The sequence below is a fragment of the Bacillota bacterium genome (genome assembly GCA_024655925.1).
In the GTDB taxonomy this organism is placed as follows: Bacteria; Bacillota; DTU025; order DTU025; family JANLFS01; genus JANLFS01.
In genome coordinates, this window is sequence record JANLFS010000041.1 from 1 (window position 1) to 26,330 (window position 26,330).

General features: G+C 59.5%; 26 protein-coding genes, 1 pseudogene and 1 riboswitch. Of the genes and pseudogenes, 20 read left to right on the top strand and 7 right to left on the bottom strand.

Annotation, left to right across the window (positions count from 1 at the left end; translation table 11 throughout):
* Positions 1-120: 120 nt before the first annotated feature.
* The 6 genes from NUW23_07930 to NUW23_07955 all read right to left on the bottom strand — a co-directional run bounded on the left by NUW23_07930 (position 121) and on the right by NUW23_07955 (position 6,351).
* Positions 121-1,089 carry a TRAP transporter substrate-binding protein gene (locus NUW23_07930; GenBank protein ID MCR4426100.1) on the bottom strand — a complete coding sequence of 323 codons (969 nt, stop codon included), beginning with the start codon at positions 1,087-1,089 and terminating at the stop codon, positions 121-123.
* Between the two features lie 56 nt (positions 1,090-1,145).
* Complete coding sequence (locus NUW23_07935; protein MCR4426101.1) at positions 1,146-2,441, bottom strand: TRAP transporter large permease; 1,296 nt, start codon at positions 2,439-2,441, stop codon at positions 1,146-1,148.
* 5 nt (positions 2,442-2,446) lie between these two features.
* Complete coding sequence (locus tag NUW23_07940) at positions 2,447-2,947, bottom strand: TRAP transporter small permease (protein ID MCR4426102.1); 501 nt, start codon at positions 2,945-2,947, stop codon at positions 2,447-2,449.
* A 107-nt stretch (positions 2,948-3,054) separates the two neighbouring features.
* The gene (locus NUW23_07945) at positions 3,055-3,789 is read right to left on the bottom strand and encodes a response regulator (protein MCR4426103.1); all 735 of its coding nucleotides are present in this window, start codon (positions 3,787-3,789) and stop codon (positions 3,055-3,057) included.
* Positions 3,786-5,711 (bottom strand): ATP-binding protein, encoded by a 1,926-nt coding sequence (locus tag NUW23_07950; protein ID MCR4426104.1) that lies wholly within the window; start codon positions 5,709-5,711, stop codon positions 3,786-3,788. The genes NUW23_07945 and NUW23_07950 overlap by 4 nt, the downstream gene beginning before the upstream one ends.
* Before the next feature lie 76 nt (positions 5,712-5,787).
* Complete coding sequence (locus tag NUW23_07955) at positions 5,788-6,351, bottom strand: isochorismatase family protein (protein ID MCR4426105.1); 564 nt, start codon at positions 6,349-6,351, stop codon at positions 5,788-5,790.
* Positions 6,352-6,502: 151 nt separating this feature from the next.
* Between NUW23_07955 and NUW23_07960 the strand changes: the two genes are divergently transcribed.
* Both NUW23_07960 and NUW23_07965 read left to right on the top strand, forming a co-directional pair.
* A complete protein-coding gene (locus NUW23_07960) occupies positions 6,503-6,664 on the top strand; it encodes a hypothetical protein (protein MCR4426106.1) in 162 nt (53 codons plus the stop codon).
* A 103-nt stretch (positions 6,665-6,767) separates the two neighbouring features.
* Positions 6,768-6,908: riboswitch (molybdenum cofactor riboswitch) on the top strand.
* 66 nt (positions 6,909-6,974) lie between these two features.
* Positions 6,975-7,901, top strand: coding sequence for a substrate-binding domain-containing protein (locus NUW23_07965; protein MCR4426107.1), 927 nt, complete (start codon positions 6,975-6,977; stop codon positions 7,899-7,901).
* Between the two features lie 11 nt (positions 7,902-7,912).
* On the opposite strand, the gene NUW23_07970 is transcribed toward NUW23_07965, so the two are convergent.
* On the bottom strand, positions 7,913-8,521 hold the full coding sequence (locus tag NUW23_07970) for a GyrI-like domain-containing protein (GenBank protein ID MCR4426108.1): 609 nt from the start codon (positions 8,519-8,521) through the stop codon (positions 7,913-7,915).
* 277 nt (positions 8,522-8,798) lie between these two features.
* Here NUW23_07970 and NUW23_07975 point away from each other — a divergent pair, with 277 nt between their 5' ends.
* The 18 genes and pseudogenes from NUW23_07975 to NUW23_08060 form a co-directional block, all read left to right on the top strand.
* On the top strand, positions 8,799-9,527 hold the full coding sequence (locus NUW23_07975; protein ID MCR4426109.1) for a FadR family transcriptional regulator: 729 nt from the start codon (positions 8,799-8,801) through the stop codon (positions 9,525-9,527).
* 40 nt (positions 9,528-9,567) lie between these two features.
* Positions 9,568-10,464, top strand: coding sequence for a dihydrodipicolinate synthase family protein (locus NUW23_07980; GenBank protein ID MCR4426110.1), 897 nt, complete (start codon positions 9,568-9,570; stop codon positions 10,462-10,464).
* A 68-nt stretch (positions 10,465-10,532) separates the two neighbouring features.
* Positions 10,533-11,516, top strand: a complete 984-nt coding sequence (locus NUW23_07985; GenBank protein MCR4426111.1) for a phosphoglycerate dehydrogenase — start codon at positions 10,533-10,535, stop codon at positions 11,514-11,516.
* 131 nt (positions 11,517-11,647) lie between these two features.
* A complete protein-coding gene (locus NUW23_07990) occupies positions 11,648-12,673 on the top strand; it encodes a tripartite tricarboxylate transporter substrate binding protein (GenBank protein MCR4426112.1) in 1,026 nt (341 codons plus the stop codon).
* A gap of 126 nt (positions 12,674-12,799) precedes the next feature.
* Entirely contained in the window at positions 12,800-13,267 is a 468-nt protein-coding gene (locus NUW23_07995; protein MCR4426113.1) for a tripartite tricarboxylate transporter TctB family protein, read from the top strand.
* 38 nt (positions 13,268-13,305) lie between these two features.
* Positions 13,306-14,811: a tripartite tricarboxylate transporter permease gene (locus NUW23_08000; protein ID MCR4426114.1), complete on the top strand. Its 1,506-nt coding sequence runs from the start codon at positions 13,306-13,308 to the stop codon at positions 14,809-14,811.
* A gap of 23 nt (positions 14,812-14,834) precedes the next feature.
* Positions 14,835-15,620, top strand: coding sequence for a glucose 1-dehydrogenase (locus NUW23_08005; GenBank protein ID MCR4426115.1), 786 nt, complete (start codon positions 14,835-14,837; stop codon positions 15,618-15,620).
* A 45-nt stretch (positions 15,621-15,665) separates the two neighbouring features.
* Positions 15,666-16,679, top strand: coding sequence for an alcohol dehydrogenase catalytic domain-containing protein (locus tag NUW23_08010; protein ID MCR4426116.1), 1,014 nt, complete (start codon positions 15,666-15,668; stop codon positions 16,677-16,679).
* 112 nt (positions 16,680-16,791) lie between these two features.
* Positions 16,792-18,351, top strand: a complete 1,560-nt coding sequence (locus tag NUW23_08015) for a gluconokinase (protein ID MCR4426117.1) — start codon at positions 16,792-16,794, stop codon at positions 18,349-18,351.
* Positions 18,352-18,529: 178 nt separating this feature from the next.
* Complete coding sequence (locus NUW23_08020) at positions 18,530-18,805, top strand: iron-only hydrogenase system regulator (protein ID MCR4426118.1); 276 nt, start codon at positions 18,530-18,532, stop codon at positions 18,803-18,805.
* Positions 18,798-19,763 carry an ABC transporter substrate-binding protein gene (locus NUW23_08025; protein ID MCR4426119.1) on the top strand — a complete coding sequence of 322 codons (966 nt, stop codon included), beginning with the start codon at positions 18,798-18,800 and terminating at the stop codon, positions 19,761-19,763. Before NUW23_08020 ends, NUW23_08025 begins: the two co-directional genes overlap by 8 nt.
* A complete protein-coding gene (locus tag NUW23_08030; protein ID MCR4426120.1) occupies positions 19,738-20,514 on the top strand; it encodes an ABC transporter permease in 777 nt (258 codons plus the stop codon). Before NUW23_08025 ends, NUW23_08030 begins: the two co-directional genes overlap by 26 nt.
* A 33-nt stretch (positions 20,515-20,547) precedes the next feature.
* Complete coding sequence (locus NUW23_08035; protein ID MCR4426121.1) at positions 20,548-21,303, top strand: ATP-binding cassette domain-containing protein; 756 nt, start codon at positions 20,548-20,550, stop codon at positions 21,301-21,303.
* A gap of 145 nt (positions 21,304-21,448) precedes the next feature.
* Positions 21,449-23,125 (top strand): annotated as a pseudogene (locus NUW23_08040) (MMPL family transporter).
* Positions 23,126-23,145: 20 nt separating this feature from the next.
* The gene (locus NUW23_08045) at positions 23,146-23,718 is read left to right on the top strand and encodes an efflux RND transporter permease subunit (GenBank protein ID MCR4426122.1); all 573 of its coding nucleotides are present in this window, start codon (positions 23,146-23,148) and stop codon (positions 23,716-23,718) included.
* Complete coding sequence (locus tag NUW23_08050) at positions 23,690-24,313, top strand: TetR/AcrR family transcriptional regulator (GenBank protein ID MCR4426123.1); 624 nt, start codon at positions 23,690-23,692, stop codon at positions 24,311-24,313. Before NUW23_08045 ends, NUW23_08050 begins: the two co-directional genes overlap by 29 nt.
* Before the next feature lie 6 nt (positions 24,314-24,319).
* Entirely contained in the window at positions 24,320-25,123 is an 804-nt protein-coding gene (locus NUW23_08055; GenBank protein MCR4426124.1) for an outer membrane lipoprotein-sorting protein, read from the top strand.
* 40 nt (positions 25,124-25,163) lie between these two features.
* A partial coding sequence (locus NUW23_08060) for a hypothetical protein (protein ID MCR4426125.1) occupies positions 25,164-26,330 on the top strand: 1,167 nt, incomplete at its 3' end.

Sequence of the window (26,330 nt, forward strand, 5' to 3'; positions counted from 1 at the left end):
ACGGAGGACCTCGGCATTGGACACACACACCAGGGCGGGGGATATCCCCCGCCCTGGTGTGGTCGGACACGCGCGCGAGCACGCTCCAGCTGTGGACTGTCTGTGAATACGCCGCGGACGCTACTTCACTGCGCGGATCTTTTCCACCCACTCAGAATACTGCGGGTACTTGGCATACATGGACTCGACTGCTTTCTGGAACTCAGAGATGTTAACCTCGGTTATGGTGCAGCCTGATGCCTTCACTTTGGCCAGGGCCTCATCCTCGAACTTCTTCCATGCTTCCCGCTGGAAGGCCGTGGAGTCGAGGGCGGCCTGTCTGATGAGGGCCTGGTCGGCTGGGGGAAGCGTATCCCATATCCTCTTGCTGAACAGTATCACCTCGGGTATGCGGGTGTGCCCGTCGAGCGCGTAGAACTTGGCGACCTCGTAGTGGCTGGTCGTGAGGTAGCTGGGGGAGTTGTTCTCAGCACCGTCGATAACGCCGGTCTGAAGAGCGGAGTAGACCTCGTTGAAGGCCATCGGCACTGCCGAGGCGCCCATCGAGTTGACTAGGTCAAGCATGACACTGGACTGCTGCACGCGGATCTTCATGCCGCGAAGGTCGGCCGGGGACTTCACTAGCTTCTTGGTGTAGAAGTGCCGTGCGCCCGAGTCGTAGTAGGTGAGGCCCACGAAACCGGCGCTCTCGACAGCCTTCAGGAAGTGCTGGCCCACCTCGCCGTTGAGGACTTTCCACATGTGAGCCTCGTCACGGAAGAGGTAGGGCATGGAGAAGACGCCGATCGGGGCGTACATCTCCACCAGGGGCGAGCAGGACGTCCTGACTGCGTCGATCGCGCCCATCTTCGTCATTTCCATCGTGTCTTTCTCTGGGCCGAGGGTGCCGCCGAAGTATACCTCGATTTTCAACCTGCCGCCGGACCTCTCGTTGACGAGCTTGGCGAAGTACTTGTCACCTTCGGTCGTCGGGTATCCGTCAGGGTGAACCTCGGCGAGGCGAAAGACGCGCGTGGCCGAGGTAGCCGTCTGGGCGAAGAGAAGCCCGACGACTCCCACCACTAGAAGAAGAAGAGCCCGTTTCCTCATGGGTTTTACCTCCTCTTGGTTATATTTGAGGGCCCGCGTGGGCCCACCGGTCGCGCCTACCTGGGCATAACAAGGTTAGGAACCCACATCACGATCGGAGGATAGTAGGTCACGAGTATCAGGACCACGAGCATCGGTATGTAACAAATCAGAAGCGCCTGGACGACCTGCTCCATCCTTGCGCCGCCGATCGCGCATCCCACGAAAAGGGCGTTGCCCACGGGAGGGGTGCAGAGCCCGATCCCGAGGTTCAGAAGGAGTATGATCCCGAAATGGACAGGGTCGATCCCCATTCTGACAACCACGGGAAGCAGGATCGGGGTTACGATGACGATGGCTGGCGCCATGTCCATCACGCACCCGAGGAACAGGAGAAACACATTTATCAGGGCCAGGAGCAGGTACCGGTTCGATGTGAGGCCCAAGAGCCACGCGGCGATCTTCGCCGGAACCTGAAGATAGGCGAGGAGCCATCCAAACGCGGACGAGGTTGCGATCAGAAGGAAGACCATTGACACCGTTCCAACGGCCCCTCGAAGGACCTTTCCAAGGTGGGATATGGGGACGTCCCGGTAGACCAGAAAGCACAGGATGGCCGCATAGACCGCGGCGATCGCAGCGGACTCGGTGGCAGTGAAGATGCCGGTGACGATCCCGCCCATGATGATCACTGCCACCATCAGCGTCAGCAGGCCGTGTCCCACGATCTGGACAGCCCGTCTGAAAGGGATCGGGTCCTCACGGGGGTAATCGTGGACTACGGCCATCACGTAGTTGGCCCCGATAAAAGACAGCCCGAGCAAAATGCCTGGTATCATGCCCCCTAGAAACAACCGGCCTACTGATACTCCCCCGGCCGCAAGGGAGTAGATTATTGCATTGTGAGACGGTGGTATGAGGACCGCCTGCACTGCCGTGGTGACAGTCAGCGCAATGCTGAAATCCAGGTGGTAGCCTTTCCTGACCATAGCGGGGATGAGAATCGGCCCCAGGGATGACACATCCGCCACGGCTGAACCCGAGATCCCACCGAAGAACATACTGTCCACCGCGTTTATCATCCCGAGGCCGCCGCGGATCCGGCCCACAAATACGTTGGCGAGGTCCACCAGTCTGTCCACGAGCTTGCCCTCGGTCATCAGCTGGCCAGCCAGGATGAAGAATGGGATGGCCATGAGGGGAAAGGAAGAGATGCCGCCCGCCATCCGCTGCGCTATCACCACCAGAGGCAGGCGAAGGTAGAGCGCGGTCAGGATGCTCGACACCCCGAGCGCGAGGGATATGGGCATTCTGATCAAGGCCAGAAGAAAGAACGACCCCAGCAGTATCCAGATGGCGACAGTCTGGTCCACCGCTTCTACTTCGCCTCCTTTCGGAGCGCGAGGATGTCACGGGCGAGAGACTCCAGGGTATAGAGGCATATGAGCACGCCGATGACTGGAATGACCATGTACACAAGACTCTGGGAGATCTTGAGCGCAGGCATGGTGATGGTGCGCGACACCCGGACCAGTTCGACACCTTCAACCATGAGAAACACCGAGAATGCCAAGACGAGAAGGTCGAGCACGATCTGGTTGACCTGCCTCACCCGGGGTGGGAAAAGGGACATGAAGAACTCGAGGGCGATGTGGGTCCCTTTTCGGACCCCGACAGCGGACCCCAGTAGCCCGAACCAGACCATCAGGATGATGGCAAGTTCCTCGGACCAGTAGGGTGCAGCGCTCAACACTTTTCTCGAGAACACCTGCCAGGTGATGACGACTGTCATGATTCCGAGGAAGACGGCGGAGACATTCTCGCTCGCCCATGCGGTCAAGTCGAGAGCCCGGATGACCAGCGGTCGTCTCTTGCCCACGAACCCTCACCCCCGGAACGACCCTGCGAAGGTCATGACAACACGCCGGAGATTTCTCCCCGGCAGATCTCAAATCCTAGAAAACACCATTTGTCTCATAAACCTCATTAACGCCACCGGTGGGGGTAGTACCGGTAAGTGGGTCGTCCCGGGCCTCCGTAGACCGGGACGAACCTGGCCATTCCTTCATCGAGCATGAAGTTGAGGTACCGGCGGATGGTCGCTGGGGATATCCCGGTGCTCTCTGCGACATCCTCGATCAGGACTCCCCGGTCTGCAGATGCCTGGACGAGTCTGAGGATGGTGCCGAGGGTGTGAGGGGTGAGCCCTTTCGGTAGCCGCCTGGCCATATCCGGAGGGATCGCGGAAGAAGGGTGGAGCGGGTGAGAGTCCGGCAAGGTGTTGGCTCCGCTCTTCAGAATCTGGTCGATGGTCCGCTGCTCGCACGCCTGTATTCCAAGCAGGCTCTCGAAGTACTCCCTGTAGTCGGCCAGGGCCTTCAGGAACCGCTCCCGGTAGTAGGGCTTGACCAGGTAATCTCGGATTCCGAGGCGGAGGGTGTCCTGCACCACCGGGACCTCTTTTGCCGCGGTCACCATGATGACGTCCAGATCCAGTTGGGCCTGGCGGATCCTGTGGAGGAGTTCCACCCCGCTCGCGTCGGGAAGGTAGACATCCAAGAGGATCAGATTGGGCCTGAGTCTCTCTACCATGGAGACGGCATCCGCTGCAGTGCGCGCTGCGCCGAGAAGCGAGTACCCTGGGGCATCCCGCAAGAACTGGGTGTTGATCTCGATCACCATGGGATCATCTTCGACGATCAGGACGCCAATCTCCTTCAACTCGCCATCCCTCCCTGGTGGTTGTTACGGAGCGGCAGCCGGACGACGAACCGGGTCCAGCCGTTCCCGGCGACCTCCACCGTACCCCCGTAGCTCTTGACTATCTCGTGGACCAGGGCGAGCCCCAATCCCTTGTTCAACCCGCTCTTGGTAGTGAACCCTCTCTCGAAGATGCGTGGAAGGTAGGATTCGGGAATCCCGACACCGTTGTCTCGGACTTCGATTTCCAACTCATCGGGACCTGACTTGGAGTCGGGCGAGATTACGATGATCTTGATGCCAACTATCTTGTCCGCCCGTCCCGACGAGACCACTGCATCGAAAGCGTTCTCCACGAGGTTGCCGAGGATACAGACTAGGTCCGAGTCACGCACCCTCTCGTGTGTCCCGGGTGGTATCCCGCTCGAGCGGTCGAACTCGAAGGTCACGCCCAGTTCCTTGGCCCGGTTGAACTTGCCCAGGAGCAGGCCTGACACGGCGGGGCTCGCAAACCCACGCCTGAGAAACTCGATGAAATCCTGGTGCCCTTCGGCGGTTTGGTGGCAGAGAATCAGGGCTTGCTCGTGCCGTCCGAGCTGGATCAGGCCTGCGATGGTGTGGAGTTTGTTCATGAATTCGTGAGTCTGGGCGCGCAGCGCAGCGATGTAGCTCTTGACCGCTGTGAACTCCTCTGCGGTCTTCTGGAACTCGGTGCGGTCTCGTAAGGTCGCTACCGCCCCGACTACCTTAGGCCCATCCACAATAGGAACTACATTCGCCAGGACCATCGTCTCCCCTATGGTCTGCTGCACATCAAACTGGGCGGCCTCACCCCTAAGCGCGCTTTCGAGTAGTGAATCAGGTACGACCTCAGAGACGCGGCGGCCCACGATCTCGTCTCCGCAGTTCAGCAAGCGCTTGGCCGAAGGGTTGATCAGGGTTACGTGCCCTTCGGAGTTGACGGCGACGATGGCCTCATGCGTGGACTGGAGTATGGCATTCCGCTCGCTGAACACTCGACCCATTTCCTCGGGCTCGAGCCCGAAGATCGAGCGCTTCACGTCACTTACCAGGAAGATCGCGCCACCAAGGCCGAGGAGGATAACGAGGATTGAGCTTAACAGCAGGTTTCGCCCCACCTTGCCCAGGCTCGCTTCTAGCTGGTGGCGGGAGATTGCGGTGGCCATGTAACCCCAAATCTCCCGCCCTCGGACGATTGGCTGGAGTATGAGATCGTACCTGTCGTTTCCGATAGGCAATTGGGTGACTGAGATGGCGGATCCCGCAGCTCCGCCGGGTGGGATCTCCAGCGCGCCGGCGGAAGTCAAGTCGAAAGGCGGGGTTGTCCCGACTTTGAACTGCCCTCTGATGAAGAGCGCGAGGTCGGCGTTGACCAGAGAGGCGTAGTGTTCCATGAACCCCTGGTCTACCAGCCGGGCGATAGTAACATACCCGACTGTTGAGCCCTCCCTGTCCGCGATCGGCGTCATGCCCGCGAGGTAGGTATCGCCAGTTACAGGATCCTCCGCGAAGAACGTCCGCTCTCCGTTCCCGACTGGCGCGGGAATGAACAGGCCGGGGGCAGGTGGGTCCGGATCATCATTCACGGCAAGCAACCGCCCTCCGAGGTCGTGGACTTCCACTCGGTCGAACCCGTGCTCCCTACGGAGACGGCCGATGTAGTAGGCGACGACCCCCGGGAGCCGGTCCCTCGTGGCCAGTCTGAGGTAATCCAACCCCGCCTGGAGCCCCGCCTGGTTCACGAGCTCCTCCTCGAGCGAGGAGAAGGCGAGGCACACCCCGTTTGCTGCGACCCGAAGTGTGTTGGCGAACTCTCGCTCAAGCTCACCGCGGACTATCCGCTGGTTGAGCCCGAAGTTGATGAGGGTCGGTATCAGGACGAGGAAGACCACGAAGATCGTGAGTTTGGTCAGAAGACGCATCCTGATACACCATGCCTTCCAGGAATGCCCGCGTGTGGGGATCCCGGCACGCGCCCCGAGGAGCTATTGCTCCGGCCTACATGAGCTTCAGGATGGGATGCGCGCGCCGGAACAGGTCGGTGTCCGCGCGCTCAATGAGCTCAAATGCTGCGGCCTGGGCTGTGGTCACATAGGCCCCGGCGGCCCGCACCCGGGCGAGCGCGATATCCCGGTCCATGGGTTTTATGGATGAAGCAGCGTCTGCCACCACGAATACCTGATAACCCAGGTCCAGGGCATCCAGGGTCGTCTGGCACACGCATATGTGGCACTCCACTCCGAAGATGATCAACTGCCTCACGCCCAGAGCGGAGACTGCCGCCTCGATCTCAGAGTTGCGGAAGGCGCTCCACGTGACCTTGGGGTAGGCCGGGACGGGGCCCATGGCCTCCGCGAGAACCCGGTTGGTCGGGCCCAGTTTGTCCGGGCAGTGTTCGATTTTCATGACTGCCACCCCGGCAAGGCGAGCGACTTTCACCAAGTTGACAGCCTGGGACAACACGGTCTCGTGGTCCTGCACGTGCTCGAGGACCTTGTCCTGGTGGTCAACGGAGAGCACGGCGGCGTTGTCAGGACGGATGACGAAGGAAGGGCACTTCAAAGAGGAACACCTCCGAGAGCTTGGTGTGCGGCTTTCCGTCTGCTGTGTAAGGTGTTTCGGCAGGGAGCCCGGTTTTCCTGTGTGGGAGATGGTAATCGCGCGGGCGTAGACCTTCCGCGTTGAAACCACCGACCTTCTGGCGAATAACGTGTTGCTCAGGACAGCCATGGATAACGGAGCCCGGCGCGCTCTGATCCCAATCGAAAACAAGCGCGACTTCCTGGAGGTGTCGGCGGATATTGCGGAGAGAGTCGACCCTGTATTCTACAGCGATTCTGTGACGGCGTACATGAAGGGACTGGGGCTGACGTAGAAGCGCTCCTGACGGCATCCCCAGCACGCATCTGGCCGCCATCTGGCCATCCCCGTTGCACAAAACCTCCGCAGGTGGTAGAATGAGGGCAACCAGGCGCAACTGAATATGTTGTCTCCGAGCCGAGCGGCCCAAAGCGCATTGCGCCATGGCCCCCGGCCGTGCTCGCCAGTCAGGCGGGCGAGGGTGCGGAGGGAAACCCCCGTGCCTCCCGTGTTTGGAAAGGAGATGCGGCCCTTCGGGCATGCCCCACCAGGGCGCGTTCTCCTCCGTTCGCGCCCTGGTAATGTTTTCTAGGGAGGGTGTAACTGTGAAATCTCAGCTCTCAATCTCCCGACGCCGCAGGATCCGCCTGGTCGTGAGGTTCTCTCTAGTTGCCCTCATCTTGGCAGGCGTGTGGTCTGTCACCACCCCGCCTGCCGCATCTGTGGATGCCAGACCCCCGGCCCGTCGCATCATCCTTGCGACTACCACGAGTGCGCAGGACAGTGGGATCCTGGATCACCTCATCCCCATCTTCAGGGCTGAGACTGGGATAGAAGTGGACATAGTGGCCCTTGGCACGGGGCAGGCGCTGGCGACGGCGAGGCGGGGAGATGCTGACGTGGTCCTGGTTCATTCCAGACCAGACGAGGCCAGGTTCATGGCAGAGGGGTACGGGCGCGGCCACTGGTGCGTCATGTACAACGATTACGTGATCGTCGGGCCGGGCCGTGACCCAGCGGGACTCCGATTGTCCACCTCTCTGGACGAAGCAATAAGCCGCCTTGCTTCCGGGAGCGCGCTCTTCATCAGCCGGGGAGACAATTCGGGGACGCACAAGAAGGAGCTTTCCCTGTGGGAAGGAGTATCCATCGACCCCGCGTCGCTCAAGTCCCGGAGGTGGTACATCTCCGCCGGGACCGGAATGGGTGAAGTCCTTCGGATGGCCGATGAGATGCAGGCCTACGCTCTCGTAGATCGCGGAACCTATCTGGCGAACCGCAAGGCCCTGTCACTCCAGGTGGTGTTCGAAGGAGATCCTGACCTGATAAACCCGTACTCCGTGATGACCATCAACCCCGATAAGCTGCCGGGAACCCATTGCGAACTCGGACACAGGTTTGCGGAATTCCTGATAGCCCCGAAGACCCAGGCGCTCATCTCCCGTTTCGGGGTGGACAAGTACGGGGAACCTCTCTTCATGCCTCTGGCGGGGAAGTGCGCCCAGCTGATAGGGTGTGATCTCTGCAAGTAGCGGAGGCGCACTCACATGCACTCCACGGCGTGCCTCAGTACCGTCTTGAGCTTCTCCGGTGCGGCCCGCCTGGGATCCCCGAGATAGATTTCGTGATGCCTGCCTCGAGGCCGGTATCCGTTCGCCTCCATGAACTCGTGCATCCGGGCTATTGTCGGGGCCTCTGCGGAATAGGGCCCGATGTGCATGGTTTGTACGCACAATCGCTCGTGGAAACGCTCGAGCCTCACCCCATCCAGGCTCGCCGGGCCTTTCTTCTGCCTCGCCTGCTGCATTGCGGCGCCCACCATTTCGGAGGTTATGAACTCGGGCTGTATGATCATCAAGGTCCAGAGCCAGTCTTCACGCTGCTCCAGGTCGAGACCCTCCTCATCCGTCCACCAAAGACCCTCCAAGGGCATGACTTGGTACTGGATGCCGTGGCTCTTCTTGATAGAAAACTTAAGGGTGTACGCAACGGAGTAGAGTGCCTGGACGGCATCCTGGAATCTCTGTCCCTCAGGGCTCCCCGCGCCATCAATCATGAGCATGTTCAGCTCAGGCACATCCACCAGCTCAAACGCCCGCGGAGACGGGCTGAACAAGTGCTTCAACTCCCGCCTCAGATCTAGCTCGCTCATGTTACGCTAGCCTCCATTCTCCTGGCAGGCTGCATTGCTGGTCCCGCCAGGTCCTACCGGACCCTTCCCTCCAAATTCCAGTTCCGTCTGGACCGGTGCACATTTCGCGGCTGGCACTAGGGATCCTGCCAGACCAGATGAACAGAGGCGCGTCACTTCAAAAAAAGACGATGCGGCTTGCAGGAATCGGATTCACAGTGTAGAAATAGAGGTCATACCATTAGATCACTAGATGATATGTTGATCCTCTATTTGCATGTTGAAGAGAGGAGTCTTCATGTTACGACAAGCCTCCAAAGTCACTCTCTACGATGACGTTGTTGCGCAGCTACAGGAGCTGGTCGCCCGGGGGGACCTCAAACCAGGCGATAGGTTGCCTGCAGAGAGGGAACTCTCGTCACAACTCGGTGTGAGCCGTGCGACTCTGAGGGAGGCTCTCAAAGGCTTGGAGCTAATGGGAGTCATCAAGATAAAGCACGGAGATGGAACATTCATCAGGGAAGACATCAACGCCAGGCTGGTATCGCAACCTCTCCGCTTCATATCTCCTGCACAGAGCAGCCTCATGGTGGAATTGCTCGAGACCCGTCAGGCCATCGAGTCAACCGCCGCCAGGCTTGCTGCCCAGAGGGTCCAGGATGATGATATAGCCGGTCTCAGGCACGAGCTCAGCGAAATGAGGAAAGCGCTCGCCAAAGGCGACACTGCTGAAGTCTCAAAGCACGATCTGGAGTTTCACCTGGCACTGTGCAAGGCATCCAGGAACTCCATTCTCTATCAGGTGGAGAGGAGCATACAAAACATGCTTCTCGAGGCTATGGAGACCACGATATTCATCCCCAGCGCCTTGCAGTCTGCCATCGAATACCACGACAAGATCTTAGCCGCTGTTGAAAACAGAGATGCGGAGGCGGCGTTCACACTGATGCTTGATCATCTCAGAGCGGTACAGCGTGACATCCAGGAGAGCACTACAGACAGTCGGGACCACGCTGAACAGCAATAGCGCCCACCAGGGCCAAGACGACAAGGGGGTCAGAGTCAATATGGCAGCTCGACTCGGGAAGAAGGCTATAGGAGGGGTTATCCCGCCCACCATCACGGCCTTTACACCAACGGGAGAGGTCTACGAGAAGGGTATCAGAGACACAGTTGACTTTCTGCTGCCGAACGTGGATGGTCTGTTCATCTGTGGTACTTACGGCTCAGGTCTCATAATGACAGTGGGCCAGCGAAAACGAGCCGCGGAGATCTTCATCCAACATGTCGCGGGCAGAGTCCCGGTGATTGTCCAGGTGGGCATCGCGGACACCGAGAGTGCTGTGGAACTGGCCAAGCACGCGGAGGTTGCCGGGGCCGACGCAGTGGCCAGCATCGCGCCTTACTACTACAACTACACGCAGTCAGAACTGAAAGCCTACTACAAGGCACTCATAGACGCAGTTGACATACCTGTCTACGCTTACAACAACCCCAAGACCTCTGGGAACCCGCTGAGTGCCGGGCTGATCAAAGAGCTAGCTTCTTACGGATTGTCAGGTCTAAAGGATTCGTCCTTCGATATGGTCCAGTTCTACAAATTCGCCAGCGCCATTGAAGACCCGGATTTCCGGTTGATAGTCGGAACAGAGGCCATTATGTACCCTGCCCTGATGGCCGGGGCCGCTGGATGCGTGTCCGGTGTGGCCAATGTCTACCCCGAAAAGGTGAAAGCGCTCTACTCCGCAGTGGTTGATGGAAGATACGAGGAAGCGACATCTCTTCAGTACCTGATTCTTGCCATCCGCGACACCATAAAGCTGGGCCCGACAATCGCCATATGCCACGACATCCTGAAGATGAGGGGCGTTGATGCCGGCGTGGTGCGAAGCCCCTTCCTCCCCACAGAAGAGGATGTCCGGAGCAAAGTGCGGGCCGCCTTGGAGGCAATGGGTCTGCTGTAGAATGCTAAAGGGCTGCATCCGGCCCGTACTGGTCGGATTGTGCAGAGCCCGGAGGAAGTGTTGACAGCTTGGCTTACAGGATTCTCGTGTTGAGCAAGTCCTTCGGTGCTGGTCAAGGCAGGCGCGAGAAGGCTTTACAGAAGATAAGAGAGGCCGGACACGAGGTCAGCGCAGCTCGAATCGACGAGATTCCCACAACCTGTGACGGCTTCGATGCGGCCATAGTAGGTACCGACAAGATCGGAGGGGCGTTCCTGGAGAAGGTCCCGGGTATCGCTTCCGTGGTGAAGTTCGGGGTCGGTGTGGACAATATCGACATCTCGGAATGCACTAAGAGAGGGGTGCTGGTGGGCAGGCTTCCGGGCCTGAACACCGAGGCAGTGGCTGAGTTCGCGCTCGCGATGATTCTCTCGTGTGCGCGGATGATCCCTCGGTACGACGCGTCGATGAAGGCGCGGAGTTGGGAGCGGACGATAGGGTACCCAATCCACGGGCGCACTCTGGGGATTATCGGCACTGGGGCCATAGGTCGTACACTGGCAAGATTCTGCTCCGGGCTGAACATGAGGATCCTCGGATACGACTCTTTCCCATCCGCAGAGTTTGTTCAGGAGTGCGGAGGCTGTTACGTTCCTCTGGAAGACCTTCTTAGGACTGCTGATTTCGTCTCAGTTCACGTTCCGTTGACAGACGGGACCCGGGGAATGATCCGGGCACCTCAGCTCGACCTGATGAAACCCACGGCGTTCCTCATCAACACAGCCCGCGGAGGAATAGTGGACGAGCGGGACCTCCTCGATGCACTGGAAAGAGGAAGTATTGCCGGGGCTGGGCTTGACGTCTTCGAGCACGAACCGCCAGACTTCGACGGACTTGTCGGACATCCACGTGTAGTGGCCAGCCCTCACGTGGGGGCGTACACGTTAGACACACTGGAAGCCATGGAAGACTGTGCGATCAGGACTGCTGTGAACCTGATCCAGGGAGTGGAGATCACATCCGCTGTGAATCCTGAGGCCTTGGAGTATCGAAGAGGACAATCGTGCAGTTGACGGTGGCAGGCAGAAGGGGGTGTTGGCCGGATCACAGGGTAGACTCACATGCAGTCTCAGCATCGACCTGACCTTGGCTGCAATCACGCGTTGGACTTCAGATCAATCAAGCGTTCAAGGGGGTAAAGACCATGCGATGCAGGACTCTCGGTAGGTTCATCATGCTGGCTTCGCTGGCTCTCATGATCTGCCTTGCCAGTACCGGCCTGGTCGGTGCATCCACCGATTGGCCGAAGCGCCCGATTACACTCATCATACCGTTTGCTCCAGGCGGAGCCACAGACCTCGTCGCCCGTGCGCTCAAACCTCACATGGAGAAGGTTCTCGGAGTCCCCATGGCTGCCACCAACATGGCAGGAGCCGCTACTGCTGTCGGGCACAAGTTCGTCTGGGATGCTCCCCATGACGGTTACACTCTATTGACGCAGCCCACCGACATTACCAGTATCGCTGTCATGGACCAGTACAAGTCGACCTACAAAGACTGGCACGTTCTCGGGGTCGCTGTCGCTGTCCCAGCTGTGTTCGTGGTCCATCCGGATTCCCCATACAAGACGATCCAGGACATGGTGGCTGACATGATGAAGCGGCAGATAACGGTGTCTGTGGCTGCACGCGGATGCGCTTGGACCAGAGCCATCATGCTGTTCTCCAACGTGCTGGGCACCAAACCTCCGCAGCTCGTCCCCATGGGTGGGGGCAACCCTGCCGCAGTCTCAGCCATGAAGAAAGAAGTGGACGTCGGAGCGTGTGGGCTTCCTGAGGCGATAGATCTCATAATGGGCAAGAAACTCAGAGTCCTGGGCTTCTGGGGAGCGGAGGACGTTGAGGTCCCTGGATACGGCATAATCCAGTCTATAGCGAAGTCTTATCCCCAGTTGGCCGAGTTCCTCCCCTTCGGAGGCTGGGTGGGCATGTCTTATCCGAAGGACACGCCAGCCGCCATATTGGAGAAAGCGCAGAAGGCATACGACTATGCCGTTTCCACCCCAGAGTTCACTAAGTTCGTGAAAGACAGTTACTTCGCCTTGGTTGGACTGACAGGGCCCGCAGCGGCAGATTACGTTGCGAAGAGCACATCAGTCAACGCGTGGCTGCTTTACGATCTCCAGATCGCACCCATATCTCCGGCCGAATTCGGTATACCCAGGCCATAACGTTGGGCTATGCCCATACTTCGTCACGGCGGGGCGGCTTCCGGCGGCGTCCGAACCGCCCCTTTTTCGCACACAGGTATGTAGGGATGCGCCTGAGCGTTCCCTGCTGCTCGAGAGGTGGCTTACATGCTTATCATAGAGCTGGTCGTGGCCACAGTACTCGCCGCGGCAAACATTTACCTTGGGGTTGTGTCCGTGCGCATGCCTCTCGCGGACAGGTTCTGGACAGGGTCCGGGGCATTCCCCCTCATAGTCGCGGTGGCGCTAACAGTGTGCAGCCTGATATGGGCCGCGGAATCCGCGCTGAAGCTCCGGCGAGCCAACATCAGGGATGAGCTCGATGTTTTCATCAGGCCTTTCCGGGAAGGCCGAGTGATGTGTGTCCGGTTTCTGAGCATTGTCGTGTTGAGCTTGATCTACATCTTGGTGCTCATGCCCTGGCTGAAGTTCACTCTATCCACGCTTCTGTTCTTGTTCGCGACTACCTCAGCATACGGCCGCCTGAAGCCGCTGACAGCACTGGTTCTCTCGGTTGCCGTTACTGCAGGGGTATACTCAGCTTTCCGATACGTTTTGATGCTGCCTCTGCCCTAGCACGCGGAATACCCGTCCGTCAACAGGGGGGATTGTCAGTGTTCGAGGCATTCGGGATGGTAGGTGCTGCCTTTGCACCTGCATCCCTGGCATACCTCTTCTTTGGATGTCTACTCGGCATCATGGTCGGCGCTCTGCCGGGGCTTACGGCCACAATGGCGGTGTCGCTCCTCGTATCGCTGACTTACAGTCTGTCTTCCACGTCTGCCCTTGCCGTGCTGATCTCGGTGTACTTGGGAGCCATATATGGAGGTTCAAGGTCGGCGATCCTTCTCAATGTGCCAGGGACTCCGTCTTCTGCTGCGACTGCGCTCGACGGGTTTCCACTAGCCAAACGGGGCGAGGGAGCATACGCATCCATACTGGCCACCACTGTCTCAGCATCCGGAGGCATAGTGGGGTTGGCGGCCCTCGTTTTCGCAACGCCCCTCATTGCGGCGTTGTCTTTGAAGTTCGGGGTGTGGGAGTACTTCTGGCTGGCTATGTTCGGAATAGCGATATCCGCCAACCTGACTACCACATCGTTCGTGAAAGGCCTTATAGCCGGCCTGATCGGCCTGTTCGTCTCGTATGTGGGAATGGACGAGATACACGGATACCCAAGGTTCATATTCGGATACCAGAACCTCATCGGTGGGATATCCCTGGTCCCTGCCATGATAGGGCTCTTCGGGTTTGCTGAGGCGGCTGATGCGATTATGAACCCCGCGACTCATCTCATAAGGGAAACCGGCGCCAAACGAGAGAGCGCGGTTGAGATGGCCGTCCGGAGCTTCCGCATGGTCGCATCCAAATGGAGCCTATTCGTTAGGTCCGCTGCAATTGGCACGCTGATAGGAGCAATTCCCGGCGTGGGGCCTGACATAGCTTCGTGGACTGCCTACGGAGCTGCGAAACGGGCCAGCAAGCACCCTGAGGAGTTCGGCCACGGGAGCTATGAAGGACTCATTGCCAGTGAGACGGCGAACAACGCTGCCACGAGTGGAGTCTTCATTCCCCTGCTCACACTGGGCATACCGGGCTGTGCTGTCACTGCAGTGATCATCGGCGCCATGAGACTGCACGGATTGAGGCCAGGTCCCACGTTCTTCTTCGATACCCCAGGCATGGTGGGGTTCATAGCTGCGGCACTCCTAATCACCAACATCTTCATTCAGCTTCAGGGGATGGGACTGACTCGTCTCATCACCAAGGTGCTGGAAGCCCCGGTAGGCGCGGTAATGCCTGTTGTGATAGTGCTGTCTGTAGTGGGGTCATATGCGATCAGCATCCGCATGTTTGATGTCTACACCATGCTTGCGTTCGGCCTCCTGGGACTTGTGATGAGGAGACTCAAGATTCCTTCCGCACCCCTCGCGCTCGGCATCATCCTCGGGCCGCTGGCTGACCTGAGCTTCAGGCGGGCGATGTACGCGGGACGCTACTCTCTTGCTCCGTTCTTCACAAGACCGATTTCGGCCGTGCTCGCCGCCAGCCTTGCCGTGATGGTTCTCGGGCCTGTGGTCGCCGGCATGATACGAAGAGCGAGGAAGGCCCGGGAGTGAAGATCATCTTGGAGGGTTGTTCTATGAGTGATTCGGAAACCCCGCGGATCCGGGACCTGTTCAGTCTGGAAGGAAGGGTAGCCATGATCAGTGGGGCCGGAAGAGGCCTCGGTGCGGCGATGGCCCGTGCCCTCTCTGACATGGGAAGCAAAGTCTTCCTTGTGAGCAGGACTCAGTCTGAGCTCGCTGAGGTCTGCGAGGAGATTCGCCGGACTGGCGGAGAGGCGGATTACCTTGTCAGAGATGTCGCTGACCTGTCCGCGCTACCTGAGATAGCGGAGGCTCCCGTGAACCGTTTTGGCCAAGTGGACATCCTCGTCAACGTGGCGGGCACAAGCCATCCTTCGCCTGCTTTGGAGGTCACTAGAGAGCAGTGGGAGAACACGATGAACCTCAATACCCGGGCCACGTTCTTCCTTACTCAGGCGGTGGCAAGACAAATGGTGAAACGCCACTACGGTAAGGTCATAAACATAGTATCACATCTGGCTTTCGCCTCAATACCGGGACGAGCAGTATATGGTGCCAGCAAGGCGGCTGTGGTTCATATGACCAGAATCCTGGGGGTTGAATGGGCTCCTTACGGACTCAACGTGAACGCGGTGGCGCCTAGCTACACAAGGACCAAACTTGCCTGGCAGGTCCTCAAGGATGAGAGTTTCCGCAAGTTCGTGATAGATAACACTCCGGCCCGCAGGATAGCGGAACCGATCGATATGTGTGGGGCGGTGGTGTACCTTGCCTCGGACGCCTCCAGAATGGTAATAGGCCAGACCATACTGGTCGACGGGGGTTGGACTGCCCGCTGACGCGTCCGGCGCTGCCTGAAGGACTCATAGTGATGGAGGGTTACCATGCAGGGATTTGTGCTGTTCTCCCCAGGGGATGTGAGGGTCTCTGAGGTACCAGAACCTGAGCTGGGGCCGGGTCAGGTGATCGTAAGGCCGAGGGCTGTTGGGATTTGCGGGTCGGACATTCACGCCTACCACGGACTCCAACCATCCATGCACTACCCGTGTGTGCTCGGGCACGAGATAGCGGGGGAGGTCGTCCAAGTGCCTCCCGGTATTGACCGGGTCAAGCCGGGTGATCATGTAGTCGTAGATCCGAGCATCAGTTGTGGGCAGTGTCCCCCGTGCAAGCGCGGCAGGCCCAACGTCTGCAACGACCTCAAGGTCCTCGGGGTTCACGTGAACGGCGGGTTTGCGGATTACTTGGCGGCGGATGTTGGCCGCGTCTATGTCATAGACAAGACCATCCCTTTCTGGTATGCGGCTTTCGCTGAGCCCTTGTCTATCGGGGCTCAAGCCAATGCAAGGGCCAATACGTCGCCAGGAGACTTCGTGGCGATCTTCGGAGCCGGACCCATTGGAATTGCGGCGGCGATAATCGCCAAGACCCGGGGGGCTACCACTGCCGTAATAGACAGGATCCCGCAGCGTCTAGAGCTCGCGAGACAGATGGGAGCCGATATGGTCATCAACTTCGAGACCGAGGACCCACAAGAGGCGATAATGCGCCAGACTGGCGGAGACGGCGCCGCCATATCCATAGAGGCAGTAGGGAACCAGGCTGCCCTGGACGGGGCCCTCGACGTCGTACGCCGTGGCGGAAAAGTCGTAGTGCTGGGGCTGGCCCCCAGAGATGCCGGGGCGAGAGCTCTTGCGATCCTCAAGAAAGAACTGGACGTGCTTGGATCCAGGATGAGCAATTCTCAGTTCGATGCGGTCACTGCAATGATTGGGGAGAGTGAGATAGACCTTGCACCGGTCATCTCACACAGAGTCCCCTTCAAGGACATAGCCGAGGCTTTTGCCCTGGTAGAATCGGGAGATCCAACGGTGTCCAAGGTAGTGATCACGTTCTGAGGCCGGCTTGAGCCTCAGAGCTGAACTGTGGAGGCAGACACAGTATCGTGTTTCCGGACGGGGGAGGAAGGTCCCTCCTAGAAGATGCATGACGGGAGAGTCCACAACCAGTATGAACGGGCACATCGTGGCGGTCGACATTGGAACTACACATTGCCGGTCCTTGGTGTACGACTTCGATGGAAAGGTCTTGGCGCGTTCAGAGCAGTCTTATCAGACTGACTACACTTCTCAGGATGCTGCCGAGCAGGACGTAAGATCAGTAAGCGCCGCCGTGGATCACACTGTGGCTGACTCTATTGCGCAGTCCGGGCTCTCGCGCGACTCCATCCTCGGCGTCGTCCTGTGCACAGTCTTTCACAGCCTGATAGGCGTGGACGAGCGAGACGAACCTGTCACTCCCCTCATAACGTGGGCGGATACCCGCAGCGTCACCCATAGTGAGCGGCTTCAGAAGGAGCTGGACTCCAGAGCGGTAAGGCAGAGAACTGGGTGCTCCATCCATCCCATGTACTTCCCTTCGCGCATCGCCTGGCTTCGTGCAGAGATGCCCGACGTATTCAGCCGCATCCGGCGGTTGATTTCCATCAAGGAGTACGTCATCAGGCAGTGGACGGGGGAGTACGTGGTGGACCTGTCGGTTGCCTCCGGCACCGGCCTGCTGAACCTGGAAGCGATGGAGTGGGACACCGAGCTCATGACGCACCTGGGTTTGCCGGAAGAGATGCTGTCGCCGCTTGTAGAACCGGTGACCGCTCTGCCACAGATCAAGGCCGACGTCAGAACCAGGCTTGGGCTTCCCGACCATGCTGTCCTGGTGGTGGGAGCCGCCGACGGCGCGCTCGCCCATCTTGGCACGGTGGGTGTGAGCAGGACCGGGGTCAGTCTCACGGTGGGAACAGGCGCCGCCATAAGGCGTCTCACAGACAAGCCCGCCCATACCTCAAAAGGTGAGACCTGGTGCTATTATCTGGCTGAGAAGAAGTGGCTTCACGGCACCCTGGTGCAGGATGCTGGCGCCTCATTCAGCTGGCTGGTCAAGGAGTTCTTTGAGGAGGAGGTTTCCAGGGCCAGGACTCAGGGGCTCGACCCTTACCACCACATCAACGAAATCCTGTCATCGACTCCGCCGGGAGCCAACGGACTTCTGTTCTTGCCGTTTCTGGGCGGAGAGCGGAGCCCGAACCTGAATCCTCGTCTCCGAGGGGCGGTGTTCGGCATCGGCTTCGGAACCAGACGGACAGACCTTGTGAGGGCCTTGGTAGAGGGAATAGCGTACAGACTGCACACAGCCTTCAGCTGTCTGGTGAATGACGAAGAGGGTGTCCGGATCGTAGTCACGGGCGGGTTTGTCTCGTCACCCGAGTGGGTTCAGACAACATGCGACTTCTTCGGCAGGGAGATGTACACCTCATGGCAGGGAGATGCGTCAGCATGGGGCGCCGCGCTGATCGGGATGCTGTCCCTGGGGCACCTTTCCAGCATTGAAGAGGTTGACAAGTACGTCCATGTTGCAGGTGTCAACAAGCCCCGGCCAGAGAATCTCAGTTTCTACAGGGCGATGTGCAGAAACTACGCCTCTGTTTATCGATCACTTGTTGAGACTCAGGGAAAATGCGGAGCTCAGCCTAATGGAGGGTATCGGGTTGCACGACCGGGTATCCTGGATTAGAATGTACCCGAAACCATGCTCTGCGGAGTGAGGGGCACCTCCCTCCAAAGGGCGCAAAACACTTACCTGAGGCCAAGGCTCAGCCTGAAGCAAAGGGACTCACTCAGCAGACGCGCGAACCGCGCAGCCCGGCCTATCGTCAGGATAGGCCCTTGTTTTGGGGCGGGGGTGCGTGAAGATGGACGGGAAACGCGTAGGTGTCATAGGAGTGGTGGTCGAGAACCCCAAGGCGGTTCAGCAGAGGTTGAACGACTTCATCAGCCAAGCGGGGGACATCATAATCGGCCGTATGGGGATTCCACAGAGAGAGCAGAACGTGGCCGTCATAGCCCTGCTCGTGGACGGGACCACCGATGACATCAACACGCTCACAGGCCAGCTGGGTTCGCTCCCCGGTGTGAGCGTGAGGGCGGCCTTGACCAGGAAGGGGATAGGAGGCACTCAAGATGATTAGGCGACTCTTGGTTCTCGCGGCCGTCCTGCCTTTGTTGGCCTACTCGGTTGCACTGGCGAGGCCGGGTGATGTCAAGCTGAATGTAATGGTCCTCTCGGGGACGACCGGGCTTTCACTTGTGAAGATACTCGAGGACAATCCCAATATCGGACCGGGTATAGCAGCCACCTACACGGTAGCCAAGAGCCCGGACGTAGTGGTCTCAAGGCTGGTTTCCGGTGAAGCCGACGTGGCTGCGTTACCCACCAATACCGCAGCGTTGCTCTACAACCGCGGTGTGCCTGTTCAGATAGCCGCCATCACTAACTGGGGAGTCACGTACGTGGTGGGCTCTGACTCATCGATAGCGGATTGGAAGGGTCTCAGGGGCAAGGAAATCGCCGTGGCGGGCCGCGGCGCCACACCGGATATACTCCTGAGGTATGTGCTCAAGGCGAACGGCCTGAACCCGGATGCGGACGTCCGAATCCAGTACTATTCGTCCCCCGTGGAGCTCGCGCAACTTGTGATTGCGGGGCGAGTGAGGGTTGCCGCTCTGCCCGAGCCGTGGGTCACCGAAGTGATGAGGAATAACGCGTCGGCACGGATACTCCTTGACTATCAGGAAGAGTGGAGGCGCATCGAGTCCAGAAAGGAGTCCTACCCGCAGAGCTGTCTGGTGGTGAGGACTCAGTTTGCCAGGGACAACCCCGGGATTGTGAGAGAGTTTCTGAAATTGGCCGAATCCTCCAGCAGCTGGGTGGTCAGTCATCCCGAACAGGCGGGCGCGCTCGCTGAGGCTCACGTCCAGATTTCCCGAGAGGCCGCTCGCGACTCCATCCCCAGGTGCAACCTGAGGTTTGCCGGCATGGCCACGGCCGGGCGCGAAGTCGAGCACTTTCTCTCCAGGCTGCTTGCTTTCGATCCTCAGTCAATTGGAGGCAAACTTCCGGATGCAGGTTTCTACTGGAACGAATAGAGGCGGAAAGGCAAAGGCCCTGAGCATCGGGTTTCTTTCGGTGCTCGGGGCTTTGGCCGTCTGGAAGATCGCGGCAGTGTGGGTAGGCAACGAGCTCTTCCTGCCCGGCCCCGAGTCCACGCTGAGAGTGTTCACTCAGCTGGCTGCGGCTCGTCCGTTCTGGACGCACCTTGCCGCTACCATGATAAGAGGCCTTGCCGGGTTCGGGATCTCCTATGCGGTGGGCGTAGCAGCGGGGCTCGCCACCGGCCTGAACAGCTGGTTCGACACGGCGTTCCGGCCCTTCCTTGTGACCATAAGGAGCACACCTTTCATGGCTGTCACGGTGCTTGCCCTCATATGGTTCAGGTCAGATACGGTCCCGGTGTTCGTCACATTCCTCATGGTGTTCCCACTGGTGACCCAAAACGTGCGCGACGGGATCCGAGACATAGACGTCCGGCTTGTCCAGATGGCAAGGGTGTACAGGGTCAGGCAGGGTAGGATCTTGAGAGAGCTCTACCTTCCTGCGATCCTACCGTATCTTGCGGCCGGCGCCACGGCAGGTCTGGGCCTGACCTGGAAGGCTACGATTTCGGCTGAGGTGATATCTAACCCACGGTGGGGGATCGGAACTCAGATGGACAGGGCGAGAGTGTTCCTCAATACGTCGGAGGTTTTCGCCTGGACAGCCGTGGTGATCGCGCTCGGACTTGCATTCGACAGACTCATTGACGGCGCGGTTCAGAAGCGCGTATTCCGCTGGAAGTAGGGAAGGCATGGCGTCCTTGTGGAAGGGGATAGAATGGACGCGGAATTCAGTCTCAGGAACGTAAGCAAGTCATACGGCGACCTGAGTGTCCTTGCGGGACTGTCCTTGGATGTCCCCAAAGACCGGATAGTTGCCTTGCTGGGCCCATCGGGCTGTGGCAAGACCACTCTGCTCTCGGTGATCGCGGGGGTAGTTCCGACAGATTCAGGGCAGGTTCTGGGGCTTGCTGGCAAGGAGATGAGCTATCTGTTCCAGGAACCAAGGCTACTTGACTGGATGACTGTGGCGCAAAACGTCGCGTTCGTGCTCAAAGACAAGCTTGACCGGGAAGCCATAGGGCCCGAAGTAGAGATGTGGCTGGACCGCGTGGGTCTCAAGGGGTACGAAAAGATCTATCCGCGCCGCCTGAGCGGAGGCCAGCGGCAAAGGGTTGCCATGGCGCGGGCACTCGCCTATCCGTCAAGGATCCTGTTGATGGATGAGCCCTTCAAATCCTTGGACCTGGGACTCAAGCTTGACCTGATCCGTGACTTCCTTGCGCTCTGGACCGACGCACCTCGCACCGTGCTGTATGTGACGCACGATGTCCGTGAGGCGGTCCTGCTTGCGGACATCGTGCACGTTCTCTCAGACAAACCTACCGTTGTCCGGAGTACCCACGAGATCAACATACCTAGGCTAGAGAGGCCTATGGACAACATCGATGTCCTAAAGCTGGAACACGAGTTGACCCTGACGCTCCTAGCGGGGCGGTCATCCCCAGTGGGGCAACCTCCCCCTCAGCCCTGAACGCAAAGAAGATCCCAAAGAACGCCCCGATGAGCCTCAACATTTTCCCGTTCCCTGCATGTACTTGTTACTGACTGACCGTTCAGTCAGTAACGGGTGCCCCGCGGGCGCCGGTGGACGGGATACCATGGGCTTCAACTCCAGAATGGTCCAGCGGCATCCAGGCGCGGTCATTGCGATCATCGCAGCTCTGACCGTTGTTTTCTCCTTCGGTGCCACGAGGATCTCGGTCAAGTCGGGTGTGCGTGATTTCTTCTCGGAGACAGACCCTCTGGGCAGGACATTTGACGAGGTCAGTGAAGCGTTTGGGGGCTCGGACTACATAATGGTCGCCGTCCCGGGGAACGAGGTGTTCACCGTGGACGGCGTTGCGCTCTTCGACCGGGTCGCTCGGGAACTCGAGCAGGTTGAGAGGGTGGCGGAGGTCCGTTCCGTGACGGACATGGTTGAGGTGGCTGGCACGGACTTGGGTATCGAGGTCAAGCCGATTCTCGAGGGACTGCCCCGGGAGCAGGAGGAAGTCGAGGCCTTCCGCCGGAAGGTCCTGGCGAATCCGCAGTCCTCCGGAACCCTGGTATCGAGGGATGGGACCTACCTGTTGACCGTGGTTCAGCTCGCGCAAGGTGCCGACGACGGCAAGGTGGCAGAGGATGTGGAGGCATGTGTGGCCTCTGTCGCACCGGGCTTGACCGCGCACTTCGCTGGCACGCCCACCTTGATCCGCGCGGCCAATGACTACCTCAAGCTGGATCTTGCGAGGCTCTTTCCGCTCGTCTCCGCGATCGTCGTGGCGATACTCTACTAGAGTTTCCATGCGTGGGAAGCGGTTCTGCTCCCACTCGCATCCGTTCTGATCAGCACCATCTGGTCTCTGGGGTTGATGGGATTCCTGGGCGTGCCGATGACCCAGGTCACCGTGGTACTTCCTGTGCTGATGCTCAGTGTGGGCAGCGCCTACGGAATCCACATCATGCACCGGTATTACGAAGAGAGGGCATCAGGCCTGCCCGTCCGGGATGCGGTCGGGCGAACGATCGAGTTCGTGGGGATCCCGATTCTCCTCGCTGGCGTGACCACGGCGGCTGGCTTTGGGGCCAATGGCTTCAGCAGCATTCCCAGGATTCGCGAGTTCGGCCTGCTCGCTGCGTTCGGTGTTGGGTGCGCACTGGCGATCTCACTGTTATTCATCCCTTCAGGGCTGGTTCTGAGTAGGCGGGCTGCGCGCAGCCTTGCGTCCGGACGGGATTCTGAGCCGATGCCGGCATCCTTCGGGAGAGTGGGCAGGTTCGTGGCACGGAGGCGGTGGCTTGCAGCCGGTCTGACTTTCGCGGTTGTGGCGGTCTCTGTTGCGGGTCTTCCACGTTTGAGGATAGACACCAATTTCCTGAGTTTCTTTCCTGAGGCCAGTGCACCCAGGCAGGCGTTCGAGGTGGTCCGGTCCAAGTTCGGGGGCGTGGACACCATCCAGATAGTGCTTGAGGGGGACGTGCTGGAACCCAGAACACTTCGTGCCATGGACCGGGCCCAGCAGGAGTTCGAGCGAACGCCCGGGTTCGGCAGAGCCATATCCGTCGTAGATATCGTGAAGCAGACGTCCGTCGCGGTTAACGGCAATGACCCTGCTTTCGAGCGCATACCCGACACCAAGGAGGCCGTTGCCCAGTACCTTCTGCTCGTGTCGATGTCCGGGGATGTGGCATTGGAGCAGATGTTGACCATGGACAATCGACGCGCGCGGATCCAAGTGATGGTCGATGCGGCAGACTCCACTCGACGCCAGGACGTCCTGAGAAGGGCCAGGGACATTGTGTCGAAAACCTGACCTTTGAGGGAAAGGTCGAGATAAGCGGGATGCCCTTCCTTGAGCAGGGCATGGTAGACCTGATCGTGAGAGGGCAAGCCGCAAGCCTGGTCCTTGCCCTGGCAGCGGTCTTCGTGATCGTGTACTTGCTGCTCGGGCGGTCCCGGGACAGCGCACTCTGTCTGGTTCCCATCGCCCTGACAATCCTGGTGAACTTCGGGATGATGGGTTGGGCTGGGATCCCGTTTGACATCGTGACCGCTCTGGTGAGCAGCATCGCCGTAGGAATCGGGATCGACTACGGCATCCATGTGTACTCCCGGTTCCGCCAGGGAATGGGCCAGGGAATGTCGCCAGAGGCGGCCATGCATGCCACGATCGCCAACACCGGCCGGGCGATAATGACCAACGCCCTGGCTGTTACCGCCGGGTTCGCGGTCCTTCTCCTATCGGTTTTCCCCCCTTTGCGCCATTTCGGAGGGTTGGTTGCAGTGACAATGATCATATCCTCCATCGGCTCGCTCACCATTCTGCCGGCGCTCCTGCTTGCGGTGCGGAGAAAGGCTGTATCAGGAGGGGTTTGGGGTGCAGACCACGCAGAGTCAACCGGGTGACAAACGCGGCCCTATTCTCGACGCTGCTCAGCGTGTTTTCGCAGATAGGGGTTTCCACAACGCCACCGTCGATCTCATAGCAGACCATGCAGGCGTGGCAAAAGGCACTATCTACTTGTACTTCAAGAGCAAGCATGAACTGCTGGCGGCGTTGATCGAGGACCGAGTCTCAAGGCTCATCAACCTGATCAGACGGAGCGCCGAAGAGGGTCCAAGCGCGCTCGAGAGACTCAGGGCAATCGTAAGGGTGCACTTCGTGTTCTATGAGAACAACCAGGAGTTCATGGCGCTCCTATACGGCCAGCTTGGCCACATGGCCACCGAGCTCGAGGAGCGTGTGACTCGGGTGACTGAAGAGCTCACAGCCATTATCGAGAGTTCGTTCGCCTGCGGAATCGACGAAGGCGTGTTCCGTCCGGGAGATACCCGCCTGCTCACGTTCGGCCTTCAGGGAATGATCCACGCGGTGGCGTTCGAATGGATCATGGCCGGCAGCGTGGTACCTCCGGACGGAGTCGCTGAGGACGTATACCGGCTGTTCGTGGAAGGGGCGGCGGTTCGGGATGGGCAGGGCGAAGGACAAGACAGGAGGTAGTAACGGATGGAGGTGTCCAAAGGAAGGTTCAGCATGCGAGCCATCATCGGGACCCTGGCTGTCCTCGCCCTGGTTTTCGCAGTCACCCGCGAAGCAGTCCCTGCACCTACACCACAGGAGATTCTCGACAGTATCCAGGGCCAGGCGTCTCTCACGGGATCCAGCCGGGCTGTCATCGAGATGACAGTAGAGAAAGGTCGGCAAAGCAAGATCCAGAGGCTAGCGGTGTACCGCTCCGACGACGGTCGCGGCACCACGAAGCAATTTGTGGAGTTTCAGTCGCCTGCGGATGTGCGGGGTACCAAGTTCCTGAGTATAACCGCACCCGGCCAAGAAGACCAGATGTGGATCTATCTACCGGCAGTGGGTCGGGAACGGCGGATAGCGGGCAGCGCCGTGCAGGGCAAGTTCATGGGAACGGATTTCACCTACGAGGAGATAGCCGCAACCTCCGGAACGTGGTCCGGCTACAATCCCGAGCTCCGGCTGGACGAGCATGTCGACGGGCGTGACTGCTACTCCCTCGTACTCACTCCGAAGACCGAGACTGCCACTTATTCCTCAGTCAAGATGGCGGTCTGGAAAGAGGGAAGCCTTCCTATCAGGATAGAGTTCGAGAGCCGCGGGGCTAAGCCAACCAGGGTCATGAGCTTCCATGAGCTGGAGAAGAACGCCAGGGGAAAGTGGCAACCCAAGAGGATTGTGCTTCATGACACTGGGGCGGGGAGCGTCACCACGCTACGAATCCTGGAGACAAGCGACGACCCAGTCCCCGATGAAGTTTTCACCCTGCGCTACCTGCGCAAGTAGCAGGCAGGGCGCCCAAGATACAACGAAAGAGTGATGCCAGGTGCACACCAGGATCCGCCACCGAAAAGCCCTATGCGTGGCCATCTGTCTCGTCGCCGCGCTGTTGGCGCCCGCATCCCCCACCCTGGCCGCCCTGCCGGACTTCGGGGGGTCGGTCGGGTACGGGTTTCACTATCTGACCGACATCCGAGAAGTCGCCGCGAGTGGATTCGACGTTGACCTCTGGCTTTCGGGAGACACCGCGGTGCGCGTGTCGTACCGGATCCAGTTCAAGGCGGAGGCCGATTGCCGCCCTGAGCTTCAAGCCTCGCTCGAGCTGGGCCAGGCATACATAGACGCCCATATCGGGAACCTCGATCTTCGCCTGGGCAGGCAGGTGGTCAACTGGGGGACCGCCGATGGGGTCAACCCCACTTCGATCATAAACCCCAGAAGCCTGATGTCGTTTGTCGGCCTCAACCCGGCGAGCATTCCGGTCCCGGCCATCCTCGGGGCGTGCTACCTCCCCGGTGGCTCGGCGCTGACAGCCGTTCTGATTACGGACTTCGTCCCGGCACCTCTTCCTCCCGAGATCGTCCCGGTGACGCCAGACGGCGGCCCCGCCGGGGTCCTGGAACGGCTCGAGTTCGCGGCGCGAGCCGAGACAATGTTCCTCGGGCATAACGTGTACGCAGCCTACTTCAGGGGCTGGGACGATTATCCCGCGGCGTGGCTTTCACCAACCTTGCCGGGGAGTCTCCCGCAGCCGCGTGCCAGATACCGTCGGGTCCACCAGTTTGGGCTAGCCACCGCTGGGACGGTCGGAGGGGCGGCCGTGTGGTTCGAGGGGGCGGTTACGGTCCCGGACCATGTGGACGAGCTGGAGACGGCTCCGAACCTTCCAATGTCATCCAATGATCCAGCATGCCAGGTGGTCGTGGGCGTCGACTACACCTTCCCACGGGGCACGTTCGCCTCGATGCAACTGGTGTGCACGAAGGCCGGGTCCCTGCTGAGCCCGTATTCTGACCCCGGGACGGACCCGGGGCCGAAAACCTATGCTGTGGTGGACGTGCGGTTCTCCCTCTCGGATCGGCATACTGCGGAATTCATCGGGTTCGCTGACCTCGCCGGGAGAGGAGTTGTTCTCATTCCCAGCTGCAGCGTTGAACTGGTCTCCGCGATCCGGGCGACTCTCGGAGCAGTCTCCGTGTTCGGTGAGCACGGG